The 21217-nt window shown below is 61.8% G+C and carries 20 protein-coding genes and 1 pseudogene; 7 read left to right on the top strand and 14 right to left on the bottom strand.

Going from position 1 to position 21217, the window contains the following annotated elements; all coding sequences use genetic code 11:
• Window positions 1-15: 15 nt before the first annotated feature.
• Complete coding sequence (locus L63ED372_RS13830; RefSeq protein ID WP_062406720.1) at window positions 16-600, top strand: SIS domain-containing protein; 585 nt, start codon at window positions 16-18, stop codon at window positions 598-600.
• Window positions 601-1218 (top strand): BON domain-containing protein, encoded by a 618-nt coding sequence (locus L63ED372_RS13825; RefSeq protein ID WP_062406718.1) that lies wholly within the window; start codon window positions 601-603, stop codon window positions 1216-1218.
• A gap of 58 nt (window positions 1219-1276) precedes the next feature.
• On the opposite strand, the pseudogene L63ED372_RS13820 reads toward L63ED372_RS13825, so the two are convergent.
• Window positions 1277-3100, bottom strand: a pseudogene (locus L63ED372_RS13820) (carboxyl transferase domain-containing protein); the annotation flags it as partial.
• A gap of 84 nt (window positions 3101-3184) precedes the next feature.
• Here L63ED372_RS13820 and L63ED372_RS13815 point away from each other — a divergent pair.
• Window positions 3185-4195, top strand: a complete 1011-nt coding sequence (locus L63ED372_RS13815; RefSeq protein ID WP_062406716.1) for an asparaginase — start codon at window positions 3185-3187, stop codon at window positions 4193-4195.
• An 18-nt stretch (window positions 4196-4213) separates the two neighbouring features.
• Here the strand turns inward: L63ED372_RS13815 and L63ED372_RS13810 are convergent, their stop codons facing one another.
• Window positions 4214-4897 carry a YggS family pyridoxal phosphate-dependent enzyme gene (locus L63ED372_RS13810; RefSeq protein ID WP_062406713.1) on the bottom strand — a complete coding sequence of 228 codons (684 nt, stop codon included), beginning with the start codon at window positions 4895-4897 and terminating at the stop codon, window positions 4214-4216.
• A 118-nt stretch (window positions 4898-5015) separates the two neighbouring features.
• On the opposite strand from L63ED372_RS13810, the gene L63ED372_RS13805 reads away from it, so the two are divergent.
• The gene (locus tag L63ED372_RS13805) at window positions 5016-5921 is read left to right on the top strand and encodes an NAD(P)-dependent oxidoreductase (protein ID WP_062406711.1); all 906 of its coding nucleotides are present in this window, start codon (window positions 5016-5018) and stop codon (window positions 5919-5921) included.
• Between the two features lie 14 nt (window positions 5922-5935).
• Here the strand turns inward: L63ED372_RS13805 and L63ED372_RS13800 are convergent, their stop codons facing one another.
• The 12 genes from L63ED372_RS13800 to hpaR form a co-directional block, all read right to left on the bottom strand.
• Window positions 5936-6844 (bottom strand): DMT family transporter, encoded by a 909-nt coding sequence (locus L63ED372_RS13800; RefSeq protein WP_156343634.1) that lies wholly within the window; start codon window positions 6842-6844, stop codon window positions 5936-5938.
• Window positions 6841-7818, bottom strand: coding sequence for a 2-dehydropantoate 2-reductase (locus L63ED372_RS13795; protein WP_062406709.1), 978 nt, complete (start codon window positions 7816-7818; stop codon window positions 6841-6843). The genes L63ED372_RS13800 and L63ED372_RS13795 overlap by 4 nt, the downstream gene beginning before the upstream one ends.
• Window positions 7815-8603: a class II aldolase/adducin family protein gene (locus L63ED372_RS13790; RefSeq protein ID WP_062406708.1), complete on the bottom strand. Its 789-nt coding sequence runs from the start codon at window positions 8601-8603 to the stop codon at window positions 7815-7817. Before L63ED372_RS13790 ends, L63ED372_RS13795 begins: the two co-directional genes overlap by 4 nt.
• A 70-nt stretch (window positions 8604-8673) precedes the next feature.
• The gene (locus tag L63ED372_RS13785; RefSeq protein WP_062406707.1) at window positions 8674-9489 is read right to left on the bottom strand and encodes an aldolase/citrate lyase family protein; all 816 of its coding nucleotides are present in this window, start codon (window positions 9487-9489) and stop codon (window positions 8674-8676) included.
• A 152-nt stretch (window positions 9490-9641) separates the two neighbouring features.
• Complete coding sequence (gene hpaH / locus L63ED372_RS13780; protein WP_442915118.1) at window positions 9642-10463, bottom strand: 2-oxo-hept-4-ene-1,7-dioate hydratase; 822 nt, start codon at window positions 10461-10463, stop codon at window positions 9642-9644.
• A 3-nt stretch (window positions 10464-10466) separates the two neighbouring features.
• Window positions 10467-10898: a 5-carboxymethyl-2-hydroxymuconate Delta-isomerase gene (locus L63ED372_RS13775; protein WP_062406706.1), complete on the bottom strand. Its 432-nt coding sequence runs from the start codon at window positions 10896-10898 to the stop codon at window positions 10467-10469.
• Between the two features lie 12 nt (window positions 10899-10910).
• Window positions 10911-11837: a 3,4-dihydroxyphenylacetate 2,3-dioxygenase gene (hpaD, locus tag L63ED372_RS13770; protein ID WP_062406705.1), complete on the bottom strand. Its 927-nt coding sequence runs from the start codon at window positions 11835-11837 to the stop codon at window positions 10911-10913.
• A 26-nt stretch (window positions 11838-11863) separates the two neighbouring features.
• On the bottom strand, window positions 11864-12295 hold the full coding sequence (locus L63ED372_RS13765) for an MAPEG family protein (RefSeq protein ID WP_062406704.1): 432 nt from the start codon (window positions 12293-12295) through the stop codon (window positions 11864-11866).
• 29 nt (window positions 12296-12324) lie between these two features.
• Complete coding sequence (hpaE, locus tag L63ED372_RS13760) at window positions 12325-13794, bottom strand: 5-carboxymethyl-2-hydroxymuconate semialdehyde dehydrogenase (protein ID WP_062408145.1); 1470 nt, start codon at window positions 13792-13794, stop codon at window positions 12325-12327.
• Between the two features lie 2 nt (window positions 13795-13796).
• Entirely contained in the window at window positions 13797-14561 is a 765-nt protein-coding gene (locus L63ED372_RS13755) for a fumarylacetoacetate hydrolase family protein (RefSeq protein ID WP_062406703.1), read from the bottom strand.
• Entirely contained in the window at window positions 14558-15190 is a 633-nt protein-coding gene (locus L63ED372_RS13750; protein ID WP_062406702.1) for a fumarylacetoacetate hydrolase family protein, read from the bottom strand. Before L63ED372_RS13750 ends, L63ED372_RS13755 begins: the two co-directional genes overlap by 4 nt.
• Window positions 15187-15681 (bottom strand): homoprotocatechuate degradation operon regulator HpaR, encoded by a 495-nt coding sequence (gene hpaR / locus L63ED372_RS13745; protein ID WP_062406700.1) that lies wholly within the window; start codon window positions 15679-15681, stop codon window positions 15187-15189. Before hpaR ends, L63ED372_RS13750 begins: the two co-directional genes overlap by 4 nt.
• A gap of 268 nt (window positions 15682-15949) precedes the next feature.
• Here hpaR and L63ED372_RS13740 point away from each other — a divergent pair, with 268 nt between their 5' ends.
• The 3 genes from L63ED372_RS13740 (at window position 15950) to radA (ending at window position 21216) form a co-directional block, all read left to right on the top strand.
• The gene (locus L63ED372_RS13740) at window positions 15950-18631 is read left to right on the top strand and encodes a hybrid sensor histidine kinase/response regulator (RefSeq protein WP_062406698.1); all 2682 of its coding nucleotides are present in this window, start codon (window positions 15950-15952) and stop codon (window positions 18629-18631) included.
• 47 nt (window positions 18632-18678) lie between these two features.
• Window positions 18679-19746 (top strand): NAD(P)H-dependent flavin oxidoreductase, encoded by a 1068-nt coding sequence (locus L63ED372_RS13735; RefSeq protein WP_062408143.1) that lies wholly within the window; start codon window positions 18679-18681, stop codon window positions 19744-19746.
• 84 nt (window positions 19747-19830) lie between these two features.
• Window positions 19831-21216: a DNA repair protein RadA gene (gene radA, locus L63ED372_RS13730; protein ID WP_062406696.1), complete on the top strand. Its 1386-nt coding sequence runs from the start codon at window positions 19831-19833 to the stop codon at window positions 21214-21216.
• Window position 21217: the final 1 nt, after the last annotated feature.

Here is a 21217-nt window from a genome sequence, read left to right as displayed (position 1 = left end):
TTATCATGCCGCCCTATGTTAGACCTGCGCATTCAACAGCATTTCATCGACAGCGCCGACCTGCACTACCAGGTGGCCGAGGGTTTGGCCAAACCGGTCGATGCGGCCGTGCAGGCCGTGCTCGCTTGCGTCACGGGTGGCGGCAAGGTGCTGACCGCTGGACTGGGCACGTCGGCAGGTCTGGCGCAGTACCTGGCGGGTTTGCTGGTGGGCGGCTTCGAGCGCGAAAGACCGGGCCTGTCGGCCATGGCTTTGTCGGCCGATGCCCAGATGGCCAGTTTGTGGCCCGAAGAGCAAGGTTTGGCCAGCCAGGTGCGTGCCTTGGGCCACACCGCAGATGTGCTGTTTCTCATCAGCGCCCAAGGGGCGGAGTCAGCGCTGGTGCAGGCTGTGCAGGCCGCACACGAGCGTGAAATGAGCGTGGTGGCCCTCACGGGGCAACAGGGCGGGGTCTTGGCGCGGCAACTGCGCGAGACGGATGTGCATGTGTGTGTGCCCCACGAACGTGTGGCCCGAATTCGCGAAGTGCAGCAGTTGGTGCTGCACTGTTTGTGTGATGGCATTGACACCCAGTTGTTGGGTGAACAGGAGTCTTTTTAAATGAAACGTCAAATTCAATCGGTGGTTTACGGTGCCGCGCTGCTGGCTTCTTTGCTCAGCCTGAGTGCGTGTGCACCCTTGATCGTGGGGAGCGCCGTGGTCACGGGTGTGATGGCCACTGACCGCCGCACCACGGGCACCCTGGTCGAGGACGAGAGCATCGAGATCAAGGTGGCCAGCGCTGTGCGCAAGGAGATGGGCGACCGCATCCACTTGAACGTGACCAGCTTCAACCGCCAGGTGCTGCTCAGTGGTGAAGTGCGCACCGCCGCCGACAAGGAGCGTGCCGAGAAACTGGCGCAGAGCCAGGAAAACGTGAACGCCGTGGTGAACGATCTGGCCGTGATGCCGGTCAGCTCACTCACACAGCGCTCCAAAGACACGGTCATCACCGGTCAGGTCAAGGCGGCCTTTGTGGATGCCAAGGATATGCAGGTCAACGCCATCAAAGTCGTGACCGAGCGGGGCATCGTCTACCTGATGGGCCGTGTGACTTCGCGCGAAGCCAAACGCGCCACGGACATTGCCCGCGGCATCGGCGGTGTGACCAAGGTCGTGCGTGTGTTCGAAGAAATTTCTGAGCAGGAACTGCAGCGCCTGAGTCGTCCGACCAAGTGATGGTGCGGTTGCCAGCGGCCCCGTTTTTGTTCGGGGCTGGTTGGCGTGTCTGCCCTCCTCACCAGGTGTCGATGGCCAGCGTGCCATCAAAGGGCCGCGTCTGACCCGAGGCCAAGCCCGCGACCAGCCAGTTGCGTGTTTCGGCCGGGTCGATCACGGCGTCGATCTCTAGGGTGGCTGCCATGTTGATGGCGCTGCCGTTGTCGTACTGCTGGGCCAGCAGCTGCTCAAACAAAGCCTCCCGCTCAGGACCCTCCGGCAGGGCCTCCAGCTCTTTGCGGTAACCCAAGCGTACCGCGCCTTCCAAGCCCATGCCGCCAAACTCGCCGGTAGGCCAAGCCACTGTGGCCAGGGTTTCATGAAAACCGCCGCCGGTCATGGCCATCGCGCCCAAGCCGTAGCCCTTGCGCAGCACCACGCTGAGCAGTGGCACACGCAAATGCGCCGCTGCCACGAACAGGCGCGAGACATGGCGCACCTGCGCCGTGGCTTCGGTGTCCGGGCCCACCATGAAGCCGGGCGTGTCCACCAGACTCACGATGGGCAAGCCGTGTGCGTTACACAGCTGCATGAATCGTGCAGCTTTGTCGGCCGCATCGGCGTCGATCGCGCCACCCAGGTGCAGCGGGTTGTTGGCCATGAGGCCCACCGGGCGGCCTGCGATGCGGGCCAAGGCGGTGTGGATGCCCACGCCAAAACCCGTGCGCAAATGCAGCAAGCTGCCTTCGTCTGCAATGCCCTGCATGGCCGTGCGTGTGTCGTACACGCGCAAGCGGTTTTCAGGGACCACATGGCGCAAGGCCTCGGCAGGGGGTGCTTGCCACGGCGCTGGTGTCCCTTGAAAAAACGACAGGTATTGCCGCGCAGCCGCCGCGGCCTGTGCTTCGTTATCGACCAGCACGTCGATCACACCGTTGCCATGCTGCACCTCGCTCGGGCCGATCTGCTCGGGCTTGAACACACCCAAGCCACCCCCTTCGACCATGGCCGGGCCGCCCATGCCGATGTTGCTGCCCTTGGTGGCGATGATCACGTCGCAGCAGCCCAGCAGCGCCGCATTGCCCGCAAAGCAGCGCCCAGCCACCACGCCCAGCACAGGCACCCGGCCGTTGAGCCGCGCGAACGAGGCGAAGGTGGCCAGGTTCAGACCGGCCACGATGGCGACGTCGACATCACCCGGTCTGCCGCCACCGCCCTCGGCAAACAGCACCACGGGCAACTTGTTTTGCAAAGCCACGCCCAGCATGCGGTCGGTCTTTTGGTGGTTGCGCATCCCTTGTGTGCCCGCCAGCACGGTGAAGTCGTAGGCCATGACCACCACGCGCTGGCCGTTGACGCAGCCGATGCCCGTGACCATGCCGTCCGCTGGGGTGTTGCGCATCAAATCGTCGGCGCTGCGGCGCCGACTTTGTGCCGCCACGGCCAAGGCGCCGTACTCCACAAAAGAATCGGGATCACACAGCGCCGCGATGTTTTCGCGGGCCGTGCGCAGGCCCTGCGCGTGGCGCTTGGCCACGGCTTCGGGGCGAGCCGCGTCGTGGGTAAAGGCCAAGCGGGTCTGCAGCTTGTGCAGGTCAGAGCGCTTGTCCAAAGGTGGAGGCGTTTGGGGGGTGGGATCAGCGACCTCGGGCTGGGCGGCTGCATTGGTCACGGGCATGAGCACACCCAGCAGCTCGCCCTCGGCCACCGCTTCGCCCGCTTGGAAAAACAGTTCGCCCACACACCCGGGCTGTTGGGCGCGGATTTCGTGCTCCATCTTCATGGCTTCCAAAATCACCAGCACGTCGCCCGCAGCCACGGTGGCACCGGGTGCCACCAACCACTGAACCAGTTGCGCCTGAAGGGGGGAGAGGATGTTTTGCATCCGTTCATTGTGAGGGGCTGCCCGCTGGGCAGCGGGTCAAGTCTGGGACAATTTAAACTGGCTGGATGCCAGCCCCCCATCACCCAAACCCAAGCCCGAGCCATGAACTTTGAACCCTTGATCGAACTGACCCGCAACGGCATCCCCGAATGCATGCACATGGGCGCCTTGGCCGTGACCGACACCGAAGGTCGGGTGCTGGCCCAGGTGGGCAACCCGCACTGGTTGTGTTTCACCCGCTCCACCCTCAAGGCCATGCAGGCCTTGCCGCTCATCCAGTCAGGCGGCGCGGCGCATTTTGGGTTCACCCCCTCAGAACTCGCCCTGATGTGCGCCAGCCACAACGGCGAAGAGATGCACGTCGAAAAGGTGTCGTCTATCTTGCGTAAAAGCGGCAGCAACACGCGCCAGATGCGCTGCGGCTGCCATGTGCCTTACCGCTTCACCTTTTTTGACCGCCCCATGCCCGAAGGCTTTGCCTACGACGAGCGGCACCACAACTGCAGCGGCAAGCACAGCGGTTTCTTGGCTTACTGCGTGCAGCACGGCCTGCCCACCGAGAGTTACACCGAGGTGGACCACCCGCTTCAAAAACAAATCCGACTGGCGGTGGCGCACCTGGCGGGCCTGTCTGAAGAAGAATTGGCGCTGGGCATTGACGGCTGCTCGGCCCCGAACTACGCCATGCCCTTGTCGCGTCTGGCCCGCAGCTACGCCCGGCTGGCCCAGCCCGAGTCGGATGGTTTGTACGGCGCGAGCCTGCAACAGCTGGGTGAGGCCATGAGCGCCTACCCCGAACTGGTTTCGGGCACGGGCCGCAACGACGCCGATTTCATGCGGGTCGGCCGGGGCGACTGGGTGACCAAGGTGGGGGCGGACGGTGTGCAGGTGGTGGGCAGTCGCTCCCGCGGGCAAGCCCTGGCCATCAAGATGATGGACGGCAACAAGGCGGCACTGTTTGCTGCCACCGTGGAGGCGCTGGACCAATTGGGTTGGCTGGACGATACGCAGCGCCAAGCGCTGGCCCCTTGGCGTGCGCAGGTCTTGCTCAATGTGGCGGGAAGCCCGGTGGGTGAGCGCCGCAGTGTGTTCAAGCTGCAAACGGGCGCCTGACCCGCTCGCCAGGCGCCTTCAGCGTTGGCCAAAAATGGCCGTGCCCACCCGGACCAGGGTGCTGCCCTCGGCAATGGCCGCGGCCATGTCGGCGCTCATGCCCATCGACAGGGTGTCCAGCGGCAGGCCTTGCTGGCGCAGGGCCTCGTACAAGGCTTTGGCCTGGGCATGAACCGTCCGCATTTGCGCGTCGGTTTCGGCGGGCTCAGGGATGGTCATGATGCCGCGCAACCGCATGCGCGGCAAAGCATTCACGGCTTGTGCCAGCGCGGGCAATTCCTGTGGGCTCACGCCCGATTTGTTGTCGCCGCCGTCCACATTGACCTGAATGCACACCTGCAAGGGCGGCAGCTCGGCCGGGCGCTGCTCGGACAGGCGCTGGGCAATTTTGAGTCGGTCCACGCTGTGCACCCAATCAAAGTGTTCGGCCACCAGACGAGTTTTGTTGCTTTGGATCGGCCCGATGCAATGCCATTCCAGGGGTAGATCTCGCAAGGTGGTGATTTTGTCCACCGCTTCCTGGATGTAGTTTTCACCAAAGGCGGTTTGCCCGGCCGCATGGGCTTGGCGCACGGCATCGGCCCCCCAGGTCTTGGAGACGGCCAACAAATGCACGCTGCTGGGCTCGCGCCCAGCCGCTTGGCAAGCGGCTTCAATCTGTGCCCGCACACGGGCGATGTTGTCGGCAATCGAGGGGTTCATGCGTTGAGCGTACCAAAAGTGCCCCTGTCACCTCGTGGTCACGCCAAAGCACCCGGTGAGCGCCAGAACACCCACAGGCTGCCAAAATAGCTTTTTTCCACTTCACCACGAGACAACCATGAGCCAAATTGCTGCCAAAACCTACGAAGCCACTCCCGCCAAAAAAGTCGCCTTTTTGGGCTTGGGCGTGATGGGTTACCCCATGGCGGGCCACCTGGCGCGTGCCGGCCACCATGTCGCCGTGTACAACCGCAGCGCCGCCAAAGCCGCTGCTTGGGCCGCTGAGTGCCCTGGCAACGCCACCGCCCCCACCCCGCGTGAGGCTGCAGCGGGTGTGGACATCGTGTTCGCCTGTGTGGGCAACGATGCTGATTTGCGCAGCGTGGTCTTGGGCCCGGACGGTGCTTTTGCAGGCATGAAGCCCGGTGCGATTTTTGTGGACCACACCACGGCCTCTGCCGAAGTGGCCCGCGAGCTGTACGCCGAAGCCCAAAAATTGGGCCTGCACTTTGTGGATGCCCCCGTTTCGGGCGGTCAGGCTGGGGCGCAAAACGGCATGCTGACGGTGATGTGTGGCGGTGATGCGGCCGCCTTTGACGCGGTCAAACCCGCGGCCATGGCCTTTTCGCGTGCCTTCACCCTGCTGGGTGCCTCGGGCGCGGGTCAGCTGGCCAAGATGGTCAACCAGATCTGCATTGCAGGTTTGGTGCAAGGCCTGTCTGAAGCGATTGCCTTTGGCCAGCAAGCCGGGCTGGACATGCACCAGGTGCTGGACGTGATCGGCAAGGGCGCCGCCCAAAGCTGGCAGCTCGACAACCGCGGCAAGACCATGGCCGACGACAAGTTCGAGTTTGGTTTTGCCGTCGACTGGATGCGCAAGGATTTGGGCCTGGTGCTGGACGAAGCCAAGCGCAATGGTGCCCGCCTGCCTGTGACCGCCTTGGTCGACCAGTTTTACGCCGATGTGCAAAAAATGGGCGGCGGCCGTTGGGACACCTCTAGCCTGATCCGCCGTTTGCGCTGAATCCGCGCTGAGCCTCAGGGCTTGCGCAAGCCCAGCCACATGACCGTGCCCACCACCACGGCCGCCCCCATCAATTGCATGGGGGCGATGGCCTGGCCCAGCAGCGCCCAGGCCAGCACCAGCGCAAAGATCGGCTCCACATTCATGATGGCCGAGTTGCCCACCACGCCCAGCTTGGGCAGCACGGTGAACATGATGGTGAAAGCGGTGCCGTACAAAAAGGTGAGCAGCCCCAGGCCCCACCAGCCCATGCTGGCGGTGGGCCAGTTGAGCCCCCCTTGAGACCAAGCCACCAGACCTGCCAGCACGCCCACCGTCGACATGCTGGTGAAGCTGCGCCATCGGCCATCGACGCCCACCGTTTCATGCTGGGTGAGCACCAGCGCCAGGCCAAAGGTGGCCGAGGCGAACAACGCAAACGCCACGCCTGCACCAATGTGCCCCCAATGGTTCGCAGCGCCCAGACCGGAGGCCGACCCCAGCACATCCAAGGCCAGCGCCAGACCTGCCATCATCATTGGCATGGCCCACAGCACAGCGCGCTCGGGCCGGTGACCATACAGCACGCGTGCCCACAAGGCGGTCATCAAGGGGTAGGTGTTGAAGGCCAACAAGGCCAGGGCCACCGGCAAACGCGCCACTGCCGAATAAAGGCAAAGGCTTTGCACGGCGATCAGCACACCGATCACGCCCATGTATTTGCGTTGTTGCGGCGGCACCTGAAAAGCCACCTTGTGTTGCCACAGGATCAGCGCCACCACCAAGGCTGTGACCACGCTGCGCACGGTGACGGCGGTGACCACATCGACGCCATGGTTGAAGGCCGTTCGCGCCGCGACGTGGTTGGCCCCCATCATGAAGGCGATCAGCAGCAGGGTGCCAAAGGCCGCACTGCTCAAGCTCGGTTTGGCTGCTTCGTTCACGGGTAGAGGCCCAGACCTCGTGCATGCAGACGACTCAAGCCCAGCAATGCGTCGGTGAAGGGTGTGGCCACACCTGTCAGACGGCCCAGCTCACGCACGGCAGACACCAAGCCATCGAGCTCGACGGGCTTACCCGCGTCCACGTCTTGCAGCATCGAGGTGCGAAAGGCCCCCAGCTTGCGTGTGACCGCGTGGCGGTCTTCGGGGGTTTGTGCGATCGGGATGCCGATGCGCTCGCCAATGGCCTTGGCTTCGAGCATGATGTGCGAGACAAAATCGCGCACCAGCGGGTCGTCCAAAATCACGTCGGTGGTGGCCCCGGTGAAGGCGCTGATGGGGTTGATCGTCATGTTGCCCCACAGCTTGTACCAAACGTCTTTTTGAATTTGGGGCGAGACCGTGGCGTTGAAACCCGCTTGCACCAACAAAGCCACAAGCGCTTGCACACGCGGTGTGTCTGCGCCACTGGGCTCACCCAGAATCAGGCCATTGCCAAAGTGGTGGCGGATCACACCCGGTACATCGACTGAGCAGCTGGCGTGCACCACGCCACCCACAATGTGGGGCGCCGGGATGTGCTGCGCGATCACGCCGCCCGCATCCACCGAGTCCAGATGGGTGCCTGCCAAAACGCCACCAAAGCCCTGCAAAAACCACCAAGGCACGCCGTTCATGGCGGTGAGTACGACCGTGTTGGGGCCGATCAGTGGCCCGATGCGCCGAGCCACATCGGCCATGGCGGGGGCCTTCACCGCCACGATCACCAGGTCTTGCACGCCCAGATCGGCCGGGTTCTCCCGGGCGACCAAAGAGGCGTGGATCTCTTGGTCACCTTGCAGCAGCACCAAGCCGTTTTGTTGGAGCGCTTCGAGCGTTGCCCCGCGAGCCACCGCGCTCAGGCTGCAGCCGTGCTGCGCCAAGTGCGCGCCGATCCAGCCGCCGATGGCGCCTGCGCCGTAAATACAGACTTTCATACGCGCCACCCTGAGTCTTGCCGATCGATCTGACGAACCAGCGCCTGGAACACATCTTCGCCCGCGCCATGGTTCGGGTTGAACTGCAGGGCGTCTCGGGTGCATTGGTCGGCAATCGCTTCGGGCACCACGATCGGCTGGCCCATGCTCAGTGTGGCCATTTGGATTTCGCAGGCACGCTGCAAAGTCCAAAGCACCGCAAAGGTTTGCGGCAAGGTGTGCCCCCAGGCCAGCAGGCCGTGGTTGCGCAAGATGATGGCCTGTTTGTCGCCGATGCTCTGCAACAGGCGCGGCGCTTCATCGGCATGGATGGTGATGCCTTCAAAGTCGTGGTAGGCCACCATGTTGTGCAGCTGCGCACTGTAAAAATTGGTCTGCTGCAAGCCGCCTTGCAAGCAGGCCACCGCCACCCCCGCTGTGGTGTGGGTGTGCATCACGCAGTGCGCCCCGGCCAGCCCTTCGTGCACCGCCGCATGCACCGTGAAACCTGCCGGGTTGACGGGGTAGGGTGAGCCATCGAGTTTGCGCCCTTGCACATCGATCTTCACCAGGTTGCTGGCCGTGACCTCGCTGTAGTGCAGACCAAAAGGATTGATCAAGAAATGCTTGTCACCCCCTGTCACGCTGTCGGGCAGGCGCAGCGTGATGTGGTTGTAGATCATCTCGGTCCAGCCGAGCAGCGCGAAAACCCGGTAACACGCGGCCAGCTGCAAACGCGCTTGCCATTCGTCGGGGTGAACACGCGCTTGCAGCGAAGGCACCAAAGGTTGGGGCGTGGGGAACATGTGGGATCTCCTGGTGTGGGGTGGCGTCAAGCGTTAATTGGGGTCAAAGTTAATTGGGGTCAGATCCCCATTAATAAGTGGCACCTTTTTGGGGGGCAATGGTCTTCACCTCGGCTTTGAAGTGCGCGGCCAAATCGGTGGTGTGACGCATCAAAATTTGAGTGTCCAAGCCCACCGCCACGAACAAGGCACCCATCTGCAGGTACTGCGCAGCCAGTTGGCGGTCGGGTGACAAGATGCCAGGGGCCTTGCCAGCCTTGAGGATGCGGGCGATGGCGTCCGAAATGGCCGCTTGCACTTCGGGGTGTGCGGCGTTGCCCACATGGCCCATGGAGGCCGACAGGTCCGCCGGGCCAATGAACACGCCATCGACCCCGGGTGTGGCGGCAATGGCGTCCAGATTCTTCAGCGCTTCGCGTGATTCAACCTGCACCAAGAGGCAGACCTCTTGGTTGGCCCGCTTGAAGTAATCAGGGTAGTGGCCCCAGCGCGAGGCCCGTGCACCCGCCATGCCGCGCACGCCGCCCAGGCCATCGTCTTGCGGATAGCGCATGGCTTGCACCAGTTGCACGGCTTGCGCGGCCGTGTCCACCATGGGCACCAAGATGTTTTGTGCGCCCAGGTCCAGATACTGTTTGATGAGCGCCGTCTCGCCCAAAGGCACGCGGCACACCGGGTGGCTGTTGGGATAAGCGGCTAAGGTTTGAAGTTGCGCCTGGATGCTGCGCAAGTCATTGGGCGCGTGTTCGCCGTCGATTACCAGCCAGTCAAATCCGGCCAGGGCGCAAATCTCGGCGGTGTAGGCGCTGGCCAAACCCATCCAGAGGCCAATCTGGGAGTGTTGGTTTTGCAAGGCTTGCTTGAAAAGATTTGTGGGCGTGTTCATGGGATGTTTCCTCGATTTAAAGGGATGACGGCTTGCAGCTTGTTGGGGACGGGGTGGCGGCTCGGGCGATGTGGCAAAGCGAAGCGCCTCTGAGCCCGGGCCGCCACCCTGGCCCCAACAAGACTCCAACGACGGTCAACGAAGCCATGTGTTCAAACAAAACGGAACTCCAGTTTGCCCAAAGGCCCGTAGTCCACATCAAACACATCGCCGACCTTCGCGAGCGCTGGCTTGGTGAACGAACCGGCCAACACAATTTCTCCGGCTTGCAGGTGCTCGCCCCAAGGTGCGAGTTTGTTGGCCAACCAGGCGATGCCCACAGCGGGGTGCCCTTGCACACCCGCTGCCAAACCCGTCTCTTCGACGACGCCGTTCTGGCGCAGGACCGCGCCGCACCAAGGCAAGTCGGTGGTTAAGGGGTCAACCCGCTTGGCCCCGAGCACGATGCCCGCGTTCGCCGCGTTGTCGCTGATGGTGTCGTAGACCTTGCGCATGACTTTGGTGTGCCGGTCAAACTGTTCGATGCGCGAATCGATGATCTCAATCGCAGGGGTCACGTAGTCGGTGGCCTCCAGCACCTGCTGCACCGTCACATTGGGGCCGCGCAGCTCTTTCTTGAGGATGAAGGCCAACTCGACCTCGACACGCGGCGCGATGAAATCGGTGAAGGGGATGTCCAGCACCTGACCTGGCGAGCAGGTGTAGAGCATGTCGTCGAGCAGCGTGCCGTAATCGGGCTCGTCGATTTGGCTGGAGACTTGCATGGCACGGCTCGTCAGCCCAATCTTGTGGCCGATCATGGTGCGCCCTTCTGCGAACTTGATCTGCATCCAAGCGCGGTTGATGCGGTAGCCGTCTTCAATCGTCATGCCCGCAAAGCGCTTGGAAAAGTGCTCGATCTGGGTGCGGGATTTTTCGGACTGGTTGAGCTCGTGCGCGAGCTGCTGGATCTGGTCTTCGGTGAACACGGACATGGCTCAAACCTTGTTGAAAAGTGGATGCAGATTGCTGTGCTTGGCGTCGAACACCTCGGGGCCGACGTCGATCTGCAGCGTGATCCCGATGTGGCGCTGCGCCATCACGGGCGCGAAAAAGGCTTTAGCCACTTCGAGCAATGTTTGCCCGGCACTTTGCTGCGTGGCTTCTGTGCGGCCACGGCCCATGCGCAGGTTCAGGTACACAAAGGCGTAATCACCTGTGCCCCCTGCATCACGACCCGCAGCCCCGCCATCGGCCACCGCATAGTGCTGCGCCGGGTAGGCCAGCACGCGTGTACCGCCTGTGGGGAAAACCTGTTTGCCAGACTCGTCTTTCACGGTGAGCATGGCGTCCGCCATTTGGCGGCACAGGGTGGTCATGTTGACTTCGTCGTCCAACTGACCGGTGTAGAGGATCACAAGATGGGGCATGGGTCGCGCTCCTCAAAGGCGGGTGCTGATGGCCGTGTAGCCCTCGGCACGGCTGGCCACGGCGGCGGGCACTTGGCTGCCGTCCTGCGGGGTCACGTCAAAAATCGCGTTGAGCTGGCCTGTGCCGCTGGCCCCGAAGTACGGTGTCACCATGTCCACACCGCCGTCGTACCCCGTCCAGCCCAAAGCGCCCATCAGCATGGCCGTGTCGTGCATGAAACCTTCGCCGTGGCCTTTGCTGGCGTACTCGGGCAGCATTTCGCAAAAGGCTTTCCATTCGCGGTTGCCCCACATCTGCAAGACTTGCTTGTCGAGCTGCTCCAGAAACGGACTCCAGATCTTGTGGGCGAACTCCGGGGCCAAACCGTTTTGCGCAAAACGGTGTGAGAGCGAGCCGCTGGCCAAAAACGCCACCTTGCCGTCGTAATGCTTTTCCACCGCCTCGCGCATGGCCCAACCCAGGCGGGCGCTGTCGCTGAGGTAATGCACCATGCACAGGGCCGAGACCGAGACCACCTTGAAGTGCTGGTCTTCATTCATGTAGCGCAGTGGCACCAGCGTGCCGTATTCCGGGTCGAGCGTGGTGTTGTCATGCGCCAGCGTTTCCACGCCGTGCGCGTTGGCCACTTTGGCGAGCAGGTGCCCCAACTCGGGGTTGCCCGGTGACTCAAAAGCCATGTGGTTGATGAAGTGTGGCAGCTCGTTGCTGGTGTAGCTGCCCTTGAAGTGCGGCGCGCAGTTGATGTGGTAATTGGCGTTGACCAACCAGTGCGTGTCGAACACCACCAGCGTGTCCACCCCCAGTGCGCGGCAGCGGCGGCTGATTTCCTTGTGGCCGTCGATGGCGCTTTGGCGTGTGCCAAAACGTGGCCCCGGGATTTCGCTCAGGTACATGCTGGGCACGTGGGTGATTTTGGCGGCGAGGGCAAGTTGTCCCATGGGGTGTCCTTTGAATGGGCTTTGAATCAGATGACGTGCAACAAGGTCAAGCCCCACACCAGCCAAAGCCCGAGCAGCACCAGCATGCTGGCTGCAAAGAGTTTGAAGCGCGTGAATACCACATTGCGGCCGCAATGCACCACACTGTGGCCCACTCTCAGCAACACATACAGGCAGGCCAACACCAAAGCGCCGATGCTGACCGTTTGCGTGACATAAAGACCAGTACACGCCACATAAAACATGACCGGTGTTTCAAACAAGTTGGAGAAATTGTCTGCACAGCGGGTGTCTTTGAGGGCCGCCGCAAACTCGCTGCGCGTGGACACTTTTTGGGGGTGCACACGCAGCGCCTTGAATTGACGAACGCGCTCGCGAAACGTCAAGTAAGCAACCACCAGCACCAAAGCCATCATGGCAAATACAGGCGCCCAAATGACCAATGGGTTCACAGTCATCTTGATCTCCGGTTGGAAGGTCGGTGTACTCAAACGCCCCAATGCGGGATGTGGTGACCGCCCAGGCTCACCGCCACGTTTTTGGGCTCGCAAAACACTTCGTAGCTCCAGGTGCCGCCTTCGCGACCCGTGCCACTGGCTTTGGTGCCGCCAAAGGGTTGGCGCAGGTCGCGCACGTTCTGGCTGTTGACAAAGCACATGCCCGCCTCGACCGCAGCGGCCACGCGGTGGGCCTTGCCCAGGTTCTCGGTCCACACGTAGCTGGACAGGCCATATTCGATGTCGTTGGCTTTTTCAATCGCATCCTGCTCGTCCTTGAAGGTAATCAGGCAGGCCACGGGGCCAAAGATTTCTTCTTGCGCAATGCGCATGCGGTTGTCCACATCGGCAAACACGGTGGGCCAGACGAAGTTGCCGTGCTTCACATGCGCGGGCAGATCAGCGGCGTAGCCAGGCTGGTCCAGTCCGCCACACAGCAGGGTCGCGCCTTCTTTGGGGCCGAGTTCGATGTAGCTGCGCACCTTGGCCAGGTGGGCCTTGCTGATCATGGGGCCGACGATGGTTTTTTCATCCAGCGGGTCGCCCACGGTGATCCGTTTGGCCCGCTCGGCAAATTTGGCGGCAAAGTCGGCATAAATGCTTTGCTGCACCAAGATGCGGCTGCCTGCGGTGCAGCGCTCGCCGTTGTTGCTGAAGATCATGAAGATGGCGGCATCGAGCGCGCGGTCCAAATCGGCGTCTTCAAAAATCACAAAGGGGCTTTTGCCGCCGAGTTCCATGCTGAACTTCTTGAGGCCCGCGCTTTGCACGATGCGGTTGCCGGTGACAGTAGAGCCGGTGAAGCTGATGGCTCGCACATCCCGGTGCGACACCAGCGGCTCGCCCGCTTCTTTGCCGTAACCGTGCACCAGGTTCAGCACGCCAGCGGGCACGCCAGCCTCTAGCGCCAGCTCGCCCAGACGGGCAGCGGTCATGGGTGAGAGCTCGCTCATCTTGAGCACAGCGGTGTTGCCAAAAGCCAGGCACGGCGCGACCTTCCAGGTGGCGGTCATGAAGGGCACGTTCCAGGGGCTGATGAGGGCGCACACGCCCACCGGGTGGAACAGCGTGTAGTTCAGGTGTGTGGGCGTGGGGTAGGTGTGGCCATCCACACGGGTGCACATCTCGGCAAAGTAGTGGAAATTGTCGGCCGCACGCGGCACCAACTGCTTGCCGGTTTGGCTGATGGTTTGGCCGCAGTCGCGGGTCTCGATTTCCGCGATGTCAGGCACATGCTTTGTGATCAGATCGCCCAGCTTGCGCATGATCTTGGCTCGTTCGGTGGCGGGCGTGGCGGCCCATTTGGGAAAGGCGGCTTTGGCGGCGGCCACGGCGGCATTGACTTCTGCCTCGCCGCCCGAGGCCACTTCGGCCAGCACTTCTTGGGTGGCGGGGTTGACGGTTTCAAAATAGTCGCTGCCTGCGACGCTCTTGCCGTTGATGAGGTGGTCGATTTTCATGTTCATGCTTTCACGAGGGTGTTGGTCAGTGCGCCGATGCTGTCGATCTCTGTGACCACCACATCGCCTGGGTTGACGTTGACGATGCCGTCGGGCGTACCGGTCAGGATCAGGTCGCCGGGCTTGAGTGTCATGAAGCTGCTGAAGTACTCGATGAGGGTGGGCACATCGAACACCATGTCAGCCGTGTTGCCGCTTTGTGTGACCTGGCCGTTGACGGTGGTTTGCAGCTTCAGCGCCATCGGGTTGGGCACATCGGCCGCATCGACCAGCCAGGGGCCGATCGGCGTGCAGGTGTCGCGGTTTTTGACGCGCAGGTTGGGGCGGTACCAGTTCTCCAGGTAGTCGCGGATGGCGTAGTCGTTGGCCACGGTGTAGCCGCCCACAAAATCGTAGGCATCGGCTTTCTTCACGCGGCGGGCGGTGCGCCCGATCACCACCGCCAACTCGCACTCGTAGTGCATGTAGGCCACATCAGCTGGGCGCTTGGTCAAGGCCTTGTGCCCGATCAGCGAGGCTTCGCCTTTCATGAAGGCCAGCGGTTCTTCGGGGGCCTTGAAGGCGAGTTCCTTGGCATGGTCGGCGTAGTTCAGACCCAGCGCGATCACGGTGCGTGGCTGGGGCACTGGCACCAGCGGCGGCAGCCAGACGACCTCGTCAAAGTCCACGCGATGGCCTTGGTGCGGGCCTTGGGTGATGAGCAACTGGCCGTCGGACTCGATGGCCAACTGAATGGCCCCCGCCCAGGCAATGCGTGCGTGTTTCATACAGCCTCTCCCTGCACAGTTTGGACCCACGGGGCAAAGCCGGGGACGGTCAGGCACACGGTGTCACCCGCACGGGCACGGGGCCTTTGGCCTTGGGCCAGCACATCGGTGCCCAGCATCAGCACATCGCCCGCTTGCAGGCTCATGAATTCGCCCACATCGGTCAGCAGTCGCTCCACCGGACGCACCAGCTCTGACAGATGCACAGTCTGTACCTTTTGGCCATTGAGCTGAACCATGATGCTCAGCGATGGCAGGTCCAAGCTGGTCCACGGGACAGGAGGGGATCCACATCCCAAATAGCCATCTCGGCAACGGAACTTGACGGGTGGACGGTAATAACTTTCGTGGGGCACGGACCAGTCGTTGAGCAGCACCACGCTGTCTGGCATGCCTTCTGCACCCATCACCAGACCCAGCGTGGCCCCAATGTCCACCTCTTGCACCCCATCTTGCAGCAGCAAGCTGCCGCCGGGGTTGAAGGTGTTGGCCGATTTGACATACAGCACGGGTGCCCGGGGAGGGCCTTTGTATGGGTCTTGTGCCATGCGCGGGGCCCACAGGTCCCACTCGCGTTGAAAATTCAAGAGGCATCCGTAAACGGTGCCCGCAGGTTGCCAATGTTTCATGGTGCAGCTTTCTTTTTGCGGGTGGACTCGGGTGCAGGGGCGGGTCCATCGCCCTCCAGGGCAATCACTTGGTCGAGCAGGGCATACAAATCTTGCAAGGCGGTTTTGCCCAGTTGCCCTTCCATCCAGGCGTAGTGGGCTTCGATGCTCTGCGACAGTGCCTGAACCTTGGCCAGCCCCAGTGCCGTCGCACGCACCACCGTCCTACGAGCGTCTTGTGGGCAGCGGTGGCGCTCGATCAGGCCGTCACGCGCCATGCGGGTGAGTACACCCGTCAGGCTGGGCCCCAGCAAAAACGCTTCTTTGGCGACCCGACCAGTTTCCACCCCGGCACTGTCGTGGGCGTGTTCGCCCAGCACCCGCAGCACCCGCCACTGTTGGTCAGACAGGCCGTGCGAGCGCAGGCTGGGGCGGGTGTGGCCCATGACCGATTCGCGTGCCTGCAAGAGCAGGCGCGGCAGGTTGCGGTGGATGAACGGGGTGTTGGGCATTTATTTAACATGTTAATTGATTGGGGTGGGTTTTGTCTGCGTGTTTTCCCTTGATGCAGCCCGTTGGTGAGCCGATTTCGGCTTCTGTAGGCATTTCGTGAGGCAGTTAAATTGCCAAATACGTGTTATTTAGTATTAAAAAACAAGTCCCAAGACTAGAATCGAGCGCAATTCAACCCCTCCTTGTCTCGCGGCACGCCATGACGGTGCATGTCATTCATGGCCAGTCAGTCCACACACCTTCCACCGTCGCAGGCTTGAACGATCGATGAAAAACCTCAGCCTCAAACTACAACTGTCCCTGAGTGCCATGGCCATGGCCATGGCACTGCTGCTGTCCCAATTTGTATTGCAATTTCATGTGATGCGCACGGACATCGTGCAGAGGATTGAAAAACACGAGTTCCGCCAGTTGAGCGAGTTGGCCAGCCACCTCGATGAAAAACTGAAGGACAGCGTCAACATGCTGGACAAGGTGGCCAGCCATGTGCCTGCGGCTTCGATGGGTCAACAGGACAGTCTGGAAAAGCTCCTCCAGGATGAGAAGGCCTTGCTGACGGTGTTTGACGACCTCTACATCTTTGATGCCAAGGGTGTCCTCTTGGTGGACTGGCCGGTCAAGCCGGGCCGCAGGACCTTGGACATGTCCACCCGAGACTACATTCAGGGCGTCATCAAGACCGGAAAACCGGTGATTTCAGCGCCCATTTTGGGCCGGGCCACACAGCAGCCCATCGTGGTCATCGCTGCCCCGATCATGGATGCCAACCAGCAGTTGGTGGGCATCATGGGCGGGGTGCTCAACTTGTACAAGCCCAATTTGTTGGGATCAATTGCCAGCCGCAAAAATGGCGAAACGGGCTATTACTACCTGGTCAGTCAGGACAGGCTGCGCATTGCCCACCCCGATCCGGCGCTGATTTTCAAGACCGTCCCGCCAGGCAGTGGCAACTTGCCCTTTGAAAATGCCATGAAAGGTTTTGAGGGCACACAAGAGGGTGTCAACACGCGGGGTGTCAAAGGGCTGTTCACCTTCAAAAAGTTGTCGAGTACGGGGTGGATTGTGGCTTCTGTGGTGCCCTCTGCAGAGGCCTTTGCGCCTGTCGAAAACCTCTACCGAAAAATGCTGGCACTCAGCGGTTTGTTGCTGCTGGTGATGGCACCGTTGTTGTGGCTCTTTGTGGCGCGGGTGGTGCGCCCCTTGGATGTTTTGGCCCAGGCCATGCACCAGACAGCGGCCCGCATGCGCGATGGGCAGGTGGTCGCCCCCATTGCCCAAATGGGTGGCCGTGAGATCAAGATGGTCACACACGCCTTCAACGAATTCGTGGAAGCGCGTCTGCACGCCGAAAAAGATCTGGCCATGGCGAGGGATGCCGCACAAGCGGCCAATGCCTCCAAAAGTGACTTTTTGGCCAACATGAGCCATGAAATTCGCACGCCCATGAACGGCATTTTGGGCATGACCGAGCTGTGCCTGCAAACCCGTTTGACGGCCGAGCAAAGAAGTTACCTGGACATGGTGTCGACATCGGCGCATTCTTTGTTGGCCGTGATCAATGACATCCTGGACTTCTCAAAAATCGAGGCTCGCAAGCTCAGTCTGGACCCGCACCCTTTTTCCTTGCACAGCCTGATTCGGCAGGCTACACGCACGCTGTCCTTGCGTGCCAGTGAAAAAGAACTTGAACTCGTGTGCGACGTGGACTGCAAGGTGCCCGACGAGGTCATTGGTGACCCCTTGCGTCTGCAGCAGGTGATCACCAACTTGCTGGGCAATGCCATCAAATTCACGGCGCAGGGTGAAATTTTGCTGTTTGTGAAGCCCATGATTTCCCCGCCCAGCCGAGATGGCGTCTGGCTGGAGTTCGCGGTCAAAGACACCGGCATCGGCATCGCGCCTGACAAGCAGGCCCTGATTTTTGATGTGTTCACCCAAGCCGATTCCAGCACGGTGCGCCGGTTTGGCGGCACAGGCTTGGGTCTGGCCATCAGCCGCAGCTTGGTGCGCATGATGGGCGGCGACATCAGCGTCAACAGCCAACTCGGTCATGGCAGCACTTTCAGCTTTTATGTGCGGCTTCACACCCTGGTCGACGCCCCCGTTTGTGCGCAAAACTTGGCCCCGGCGTGGGCAGGTCAAACGCTGCTGCTGGTGGATGACAACGCCAGCAGTCGCAAAGTGCTCAGCCACCAATTGCAAAACCTGGAGCTTCACACCGCAGCCGTAGACGGCGCTGCCCAAGCGCTGCATTCACCGCAGCTGCGTCAAGCCCGATGCGCTCTGATCGATGTGAACATGCCTGACATCGATGGTTTTGCGCTGGCTGCGCAGCTGAGGCAGATGTTTTCAGCCGAGCAAATGCCCATCATCATGATGGGGGCCCTGAGTGAGCAAATCAGCCAAGAGTTGCTGGACCCACAGGGCATTCAGGGCTTTTTGGTCAAACCGATCGATGTCAATGAATTGGTCAGCGTCTTGAATGGGCTGACCCGGACGATGGCGTCCTCAGCGCCAGTCCCCGTCACCATGCCCGAGCCCGCATTCAAATCACAACGCATTTTGTTGGTCGAGGATACGCCCATCAACCAGACACTGGAGACCATTTTGTTGCAGCGCATGGGCTACGAGGTCAGCATCGCCAACAACGGCATCGAGGCGATCGAGGCTTTTTCAACCCGTGAGTTTGACCTGATTTTGATGGACATCCACATGCCCGAAATGGGGGGCGTGGAGGCCGCTGAAATCATTCGGACGCTGGAGAAAAACCAGCAACTCAAACGCACACCCATCATCGCCGTGACGGCCAATGCCCTCAAGGGCGACAAAGAGCGTTACCTGGCTGCAGGCATGGACGGTTATGTGTCCAAACCCATCTCTGTGGATGCGCTGCGCCATGAAATCAAGGGGCTGTTGAGCGAGGAGTCCCCCCGCAAATTGGCCGCTTGATGGCGGGGGGAAGACAGACAGGCGGCGCAAGCATTAAAGTGAGCGCCATGTCACATGTCTTCAAACGCTTGGGTCTGGCAGCACCCATTTTTCAGGCGCCCATGGCCGGCGCACAGAACCACCGCTTGGCCATGGCCGTGTGCCAGGCCGGGGGGCTGGGGGCGCTGCCTGCGGCCATGCTCAGTCCGGACGCCTTATTGGCCGAACTCCAGGCGCTGACGGCGGCCACGGGTGCGCCGTACAACGTGAACTTTTTTTGCCACACGCCGCCCACGCCCGCACCTGAAGCCCAGATGCGTTGGCAGCAGGCCTTGGCCCCTTATTACCGCGAATTTGGGCTGGATCCGGCCCAGATGCCCAGCGGCCCGGGGCGTGTGCCTTTTGCACACGACAGCGCCGATGTGTTGGAGGCGTTTCGACCAGCGGTGGTGAGTTTTCACTTTGGCCTGCCCGCACCCGATTTGCTGGCACGCGTGAAAAGTTGGGGCTCGCTTGTGGCGTCGTCTGCGACCACGGTGGACGAGGCACGCTGGCTGCAGGCACACGGCGCAGACCTCGTGATTGCCCAAGGGCTGGAGGCTGGTGGGCACCGGGGCATGTTTTTGACGGATGACCTGAGCACACAACTGGGCACCATGGCCTTGTTGCCCCAAATCGTACACGCCGTGGATGTGCCGGTGATGGCTGCAGGTGGTGTGGGCTCTGACCAAAGTGTCGCCGCGGCCAAACTGCTGGGTGCGGCGGGCGTGCAAATCGGGACGGCTTATTTGTGCAGCCACGAAGCCAGCACCAGCGCCTTGTACCGCGCCGCCTTGTTATCACCCGCCGCCCAGCACACCGCCTTGACCACCTTGTTCAGTGGCCGTCCGGCGCGGGGCATCGTCAATCGCCTCATGCGTGAGCTGGGGCCTTTGAATGCAGCGGCCCCAGCGTTTCCGTTGGCCACGGCGGCCATCGCCCCCTTGCGGGCTGCAGCCGAAGCGCAAGGCCTGAGCGATTTCACGCCCTTGTGGTCTGGCCAGAACGCATCGAATGCGCGCAGCCTGAGTGCCATCGAGATCACGCGCGGGTTTGTGCAGGCTTGGCTCACGACAGCCAGGTATCCAGAGGGCTGAGGTACTCGATTCAGCGGGCAGGCGTTTGCTGCTTCTTGCTTTCAGGTCCAAGCTCGGCGTCTGCCCAAAGGCACAATCACCCCCATGGCCAAAGACAAATCGATATTCACCTGCACCGAATGCGGCGGCACGAGCGCTCGCTGGATGGGCAAATGCCCCAGTTGCAACGCTTGGAACACCCTGATTGAAGGCTCCAGCGAGCCCGCTGCGGGAAAAAACCGCTTTGGCTCGGTGCATGCCTCGCTGGCCCCCACCTCGGAAGTGCTGCCCCTGTCCCAAATTGAAGCGGCCGACTTTGAACGTCACCCCACCGGCATCGACGAGCTGGACCGCGTGCTCGGCGGCGGCATGGTCGAGGGGGGTGTGGTGCTGATCGGCGGCGACCCGGGCATCGGCAAATCTACCTTGCTGCTGCAGGCGGTGGATGCGCTGCAGCGCAGCGGCATGAACACCCTGTATGTGACGGGCGAAGAAAGCGGTGCCCAAGTGGCCATGCGCTCACGCCGTCTGGGCTTACCCGACTCACAAGTGCCGGTGCTGCCCGAAATTCAGCTTGAAAAGATTTTGCATACCCTCCAATCGCGTCAGCCCCACATCGCCATCATCGACTCGATCCAGACGGTGTATTCGGACCAGCTGACCAGCGCCCCCGGCTCGGTGGCGCAGGTGCGCGAATGTGCGGCGCATCTGACGCGCACCGCCAAATCGACCGGCACCACCATCGTGCTGGTGGGGCATGTGACCAAAGAAGGCGCGCTGGCTGGCCCCCGCGTGCTGGAGCACATGGTGGACACGGTGTTGTACTTTGAAGGCGACACCCATTCGAACTTCCGCCTGATTCGCGCCATCAAGAACCGCTTTGGCGCGGTGAACGAAATTGGCGTGTTTGCCATGACCGAAAAAGGCCTCAAGGGCGTGAGCAACCCCAGCGCCATCTTTTTGAGCCAACACGCCGAGCCCGTGCCCGGCAGCTGTGTGATGGTCACGCTCGAAGGCACCCGCCCCTTGCTGGTGGAGATTCAAGCCCTGGTGGACAGCGGCGGCCCATCGCCCCGGCGTTTGAGTGTGGGTTTGGACCGTGACCGCTTGGCCATGTTGCTGGCGGTGCTGCACCGCCACGCGGGTGTGGCCTGCATGGACCAAGACGTGTTTGTGAACGCGGTCGGCGGCGTGCGCATCAGCGAACCGGCGGCCGACCTGGCGGTGATGTTGGCGATCACCAGCAGCCTGCGCGGCAAAGCTTTGCCCAAGGGTTTTATCGCATTTGGCGAGGTGGGCTTGGCGGGCGAAGTGCGTCCCGCACCGCGCGGGCAAGACCGCTTGAAAGAAGCCGCCAAACTCGGTTTCAAGGTGGCGGTGGTGCCCAAGGCCAATGCGCCCAAAAAGAACGACAAAGCCTTTGAGGGCCTGAAGATTTACCCGGTCGATCGCATCGAAGAGGCCATGCAGGTGGTGCGCGGGCTGGACTGAA

It is taken from the genome of Limnohabitans sp. 63ED37-2, assembly GCF_001412535.1.
Lineage (GTDB): Bacteria > Pseudomonadota > Gammaproteobacteria > Burkholderiales > Burkholderiaceae_C > Limnohabitans_A.
The sequence above is the reverse complement of the archived record's forward strand: the minus strand, read 5'-3'. Positions and strand labels throughout refer to the sequence as shown.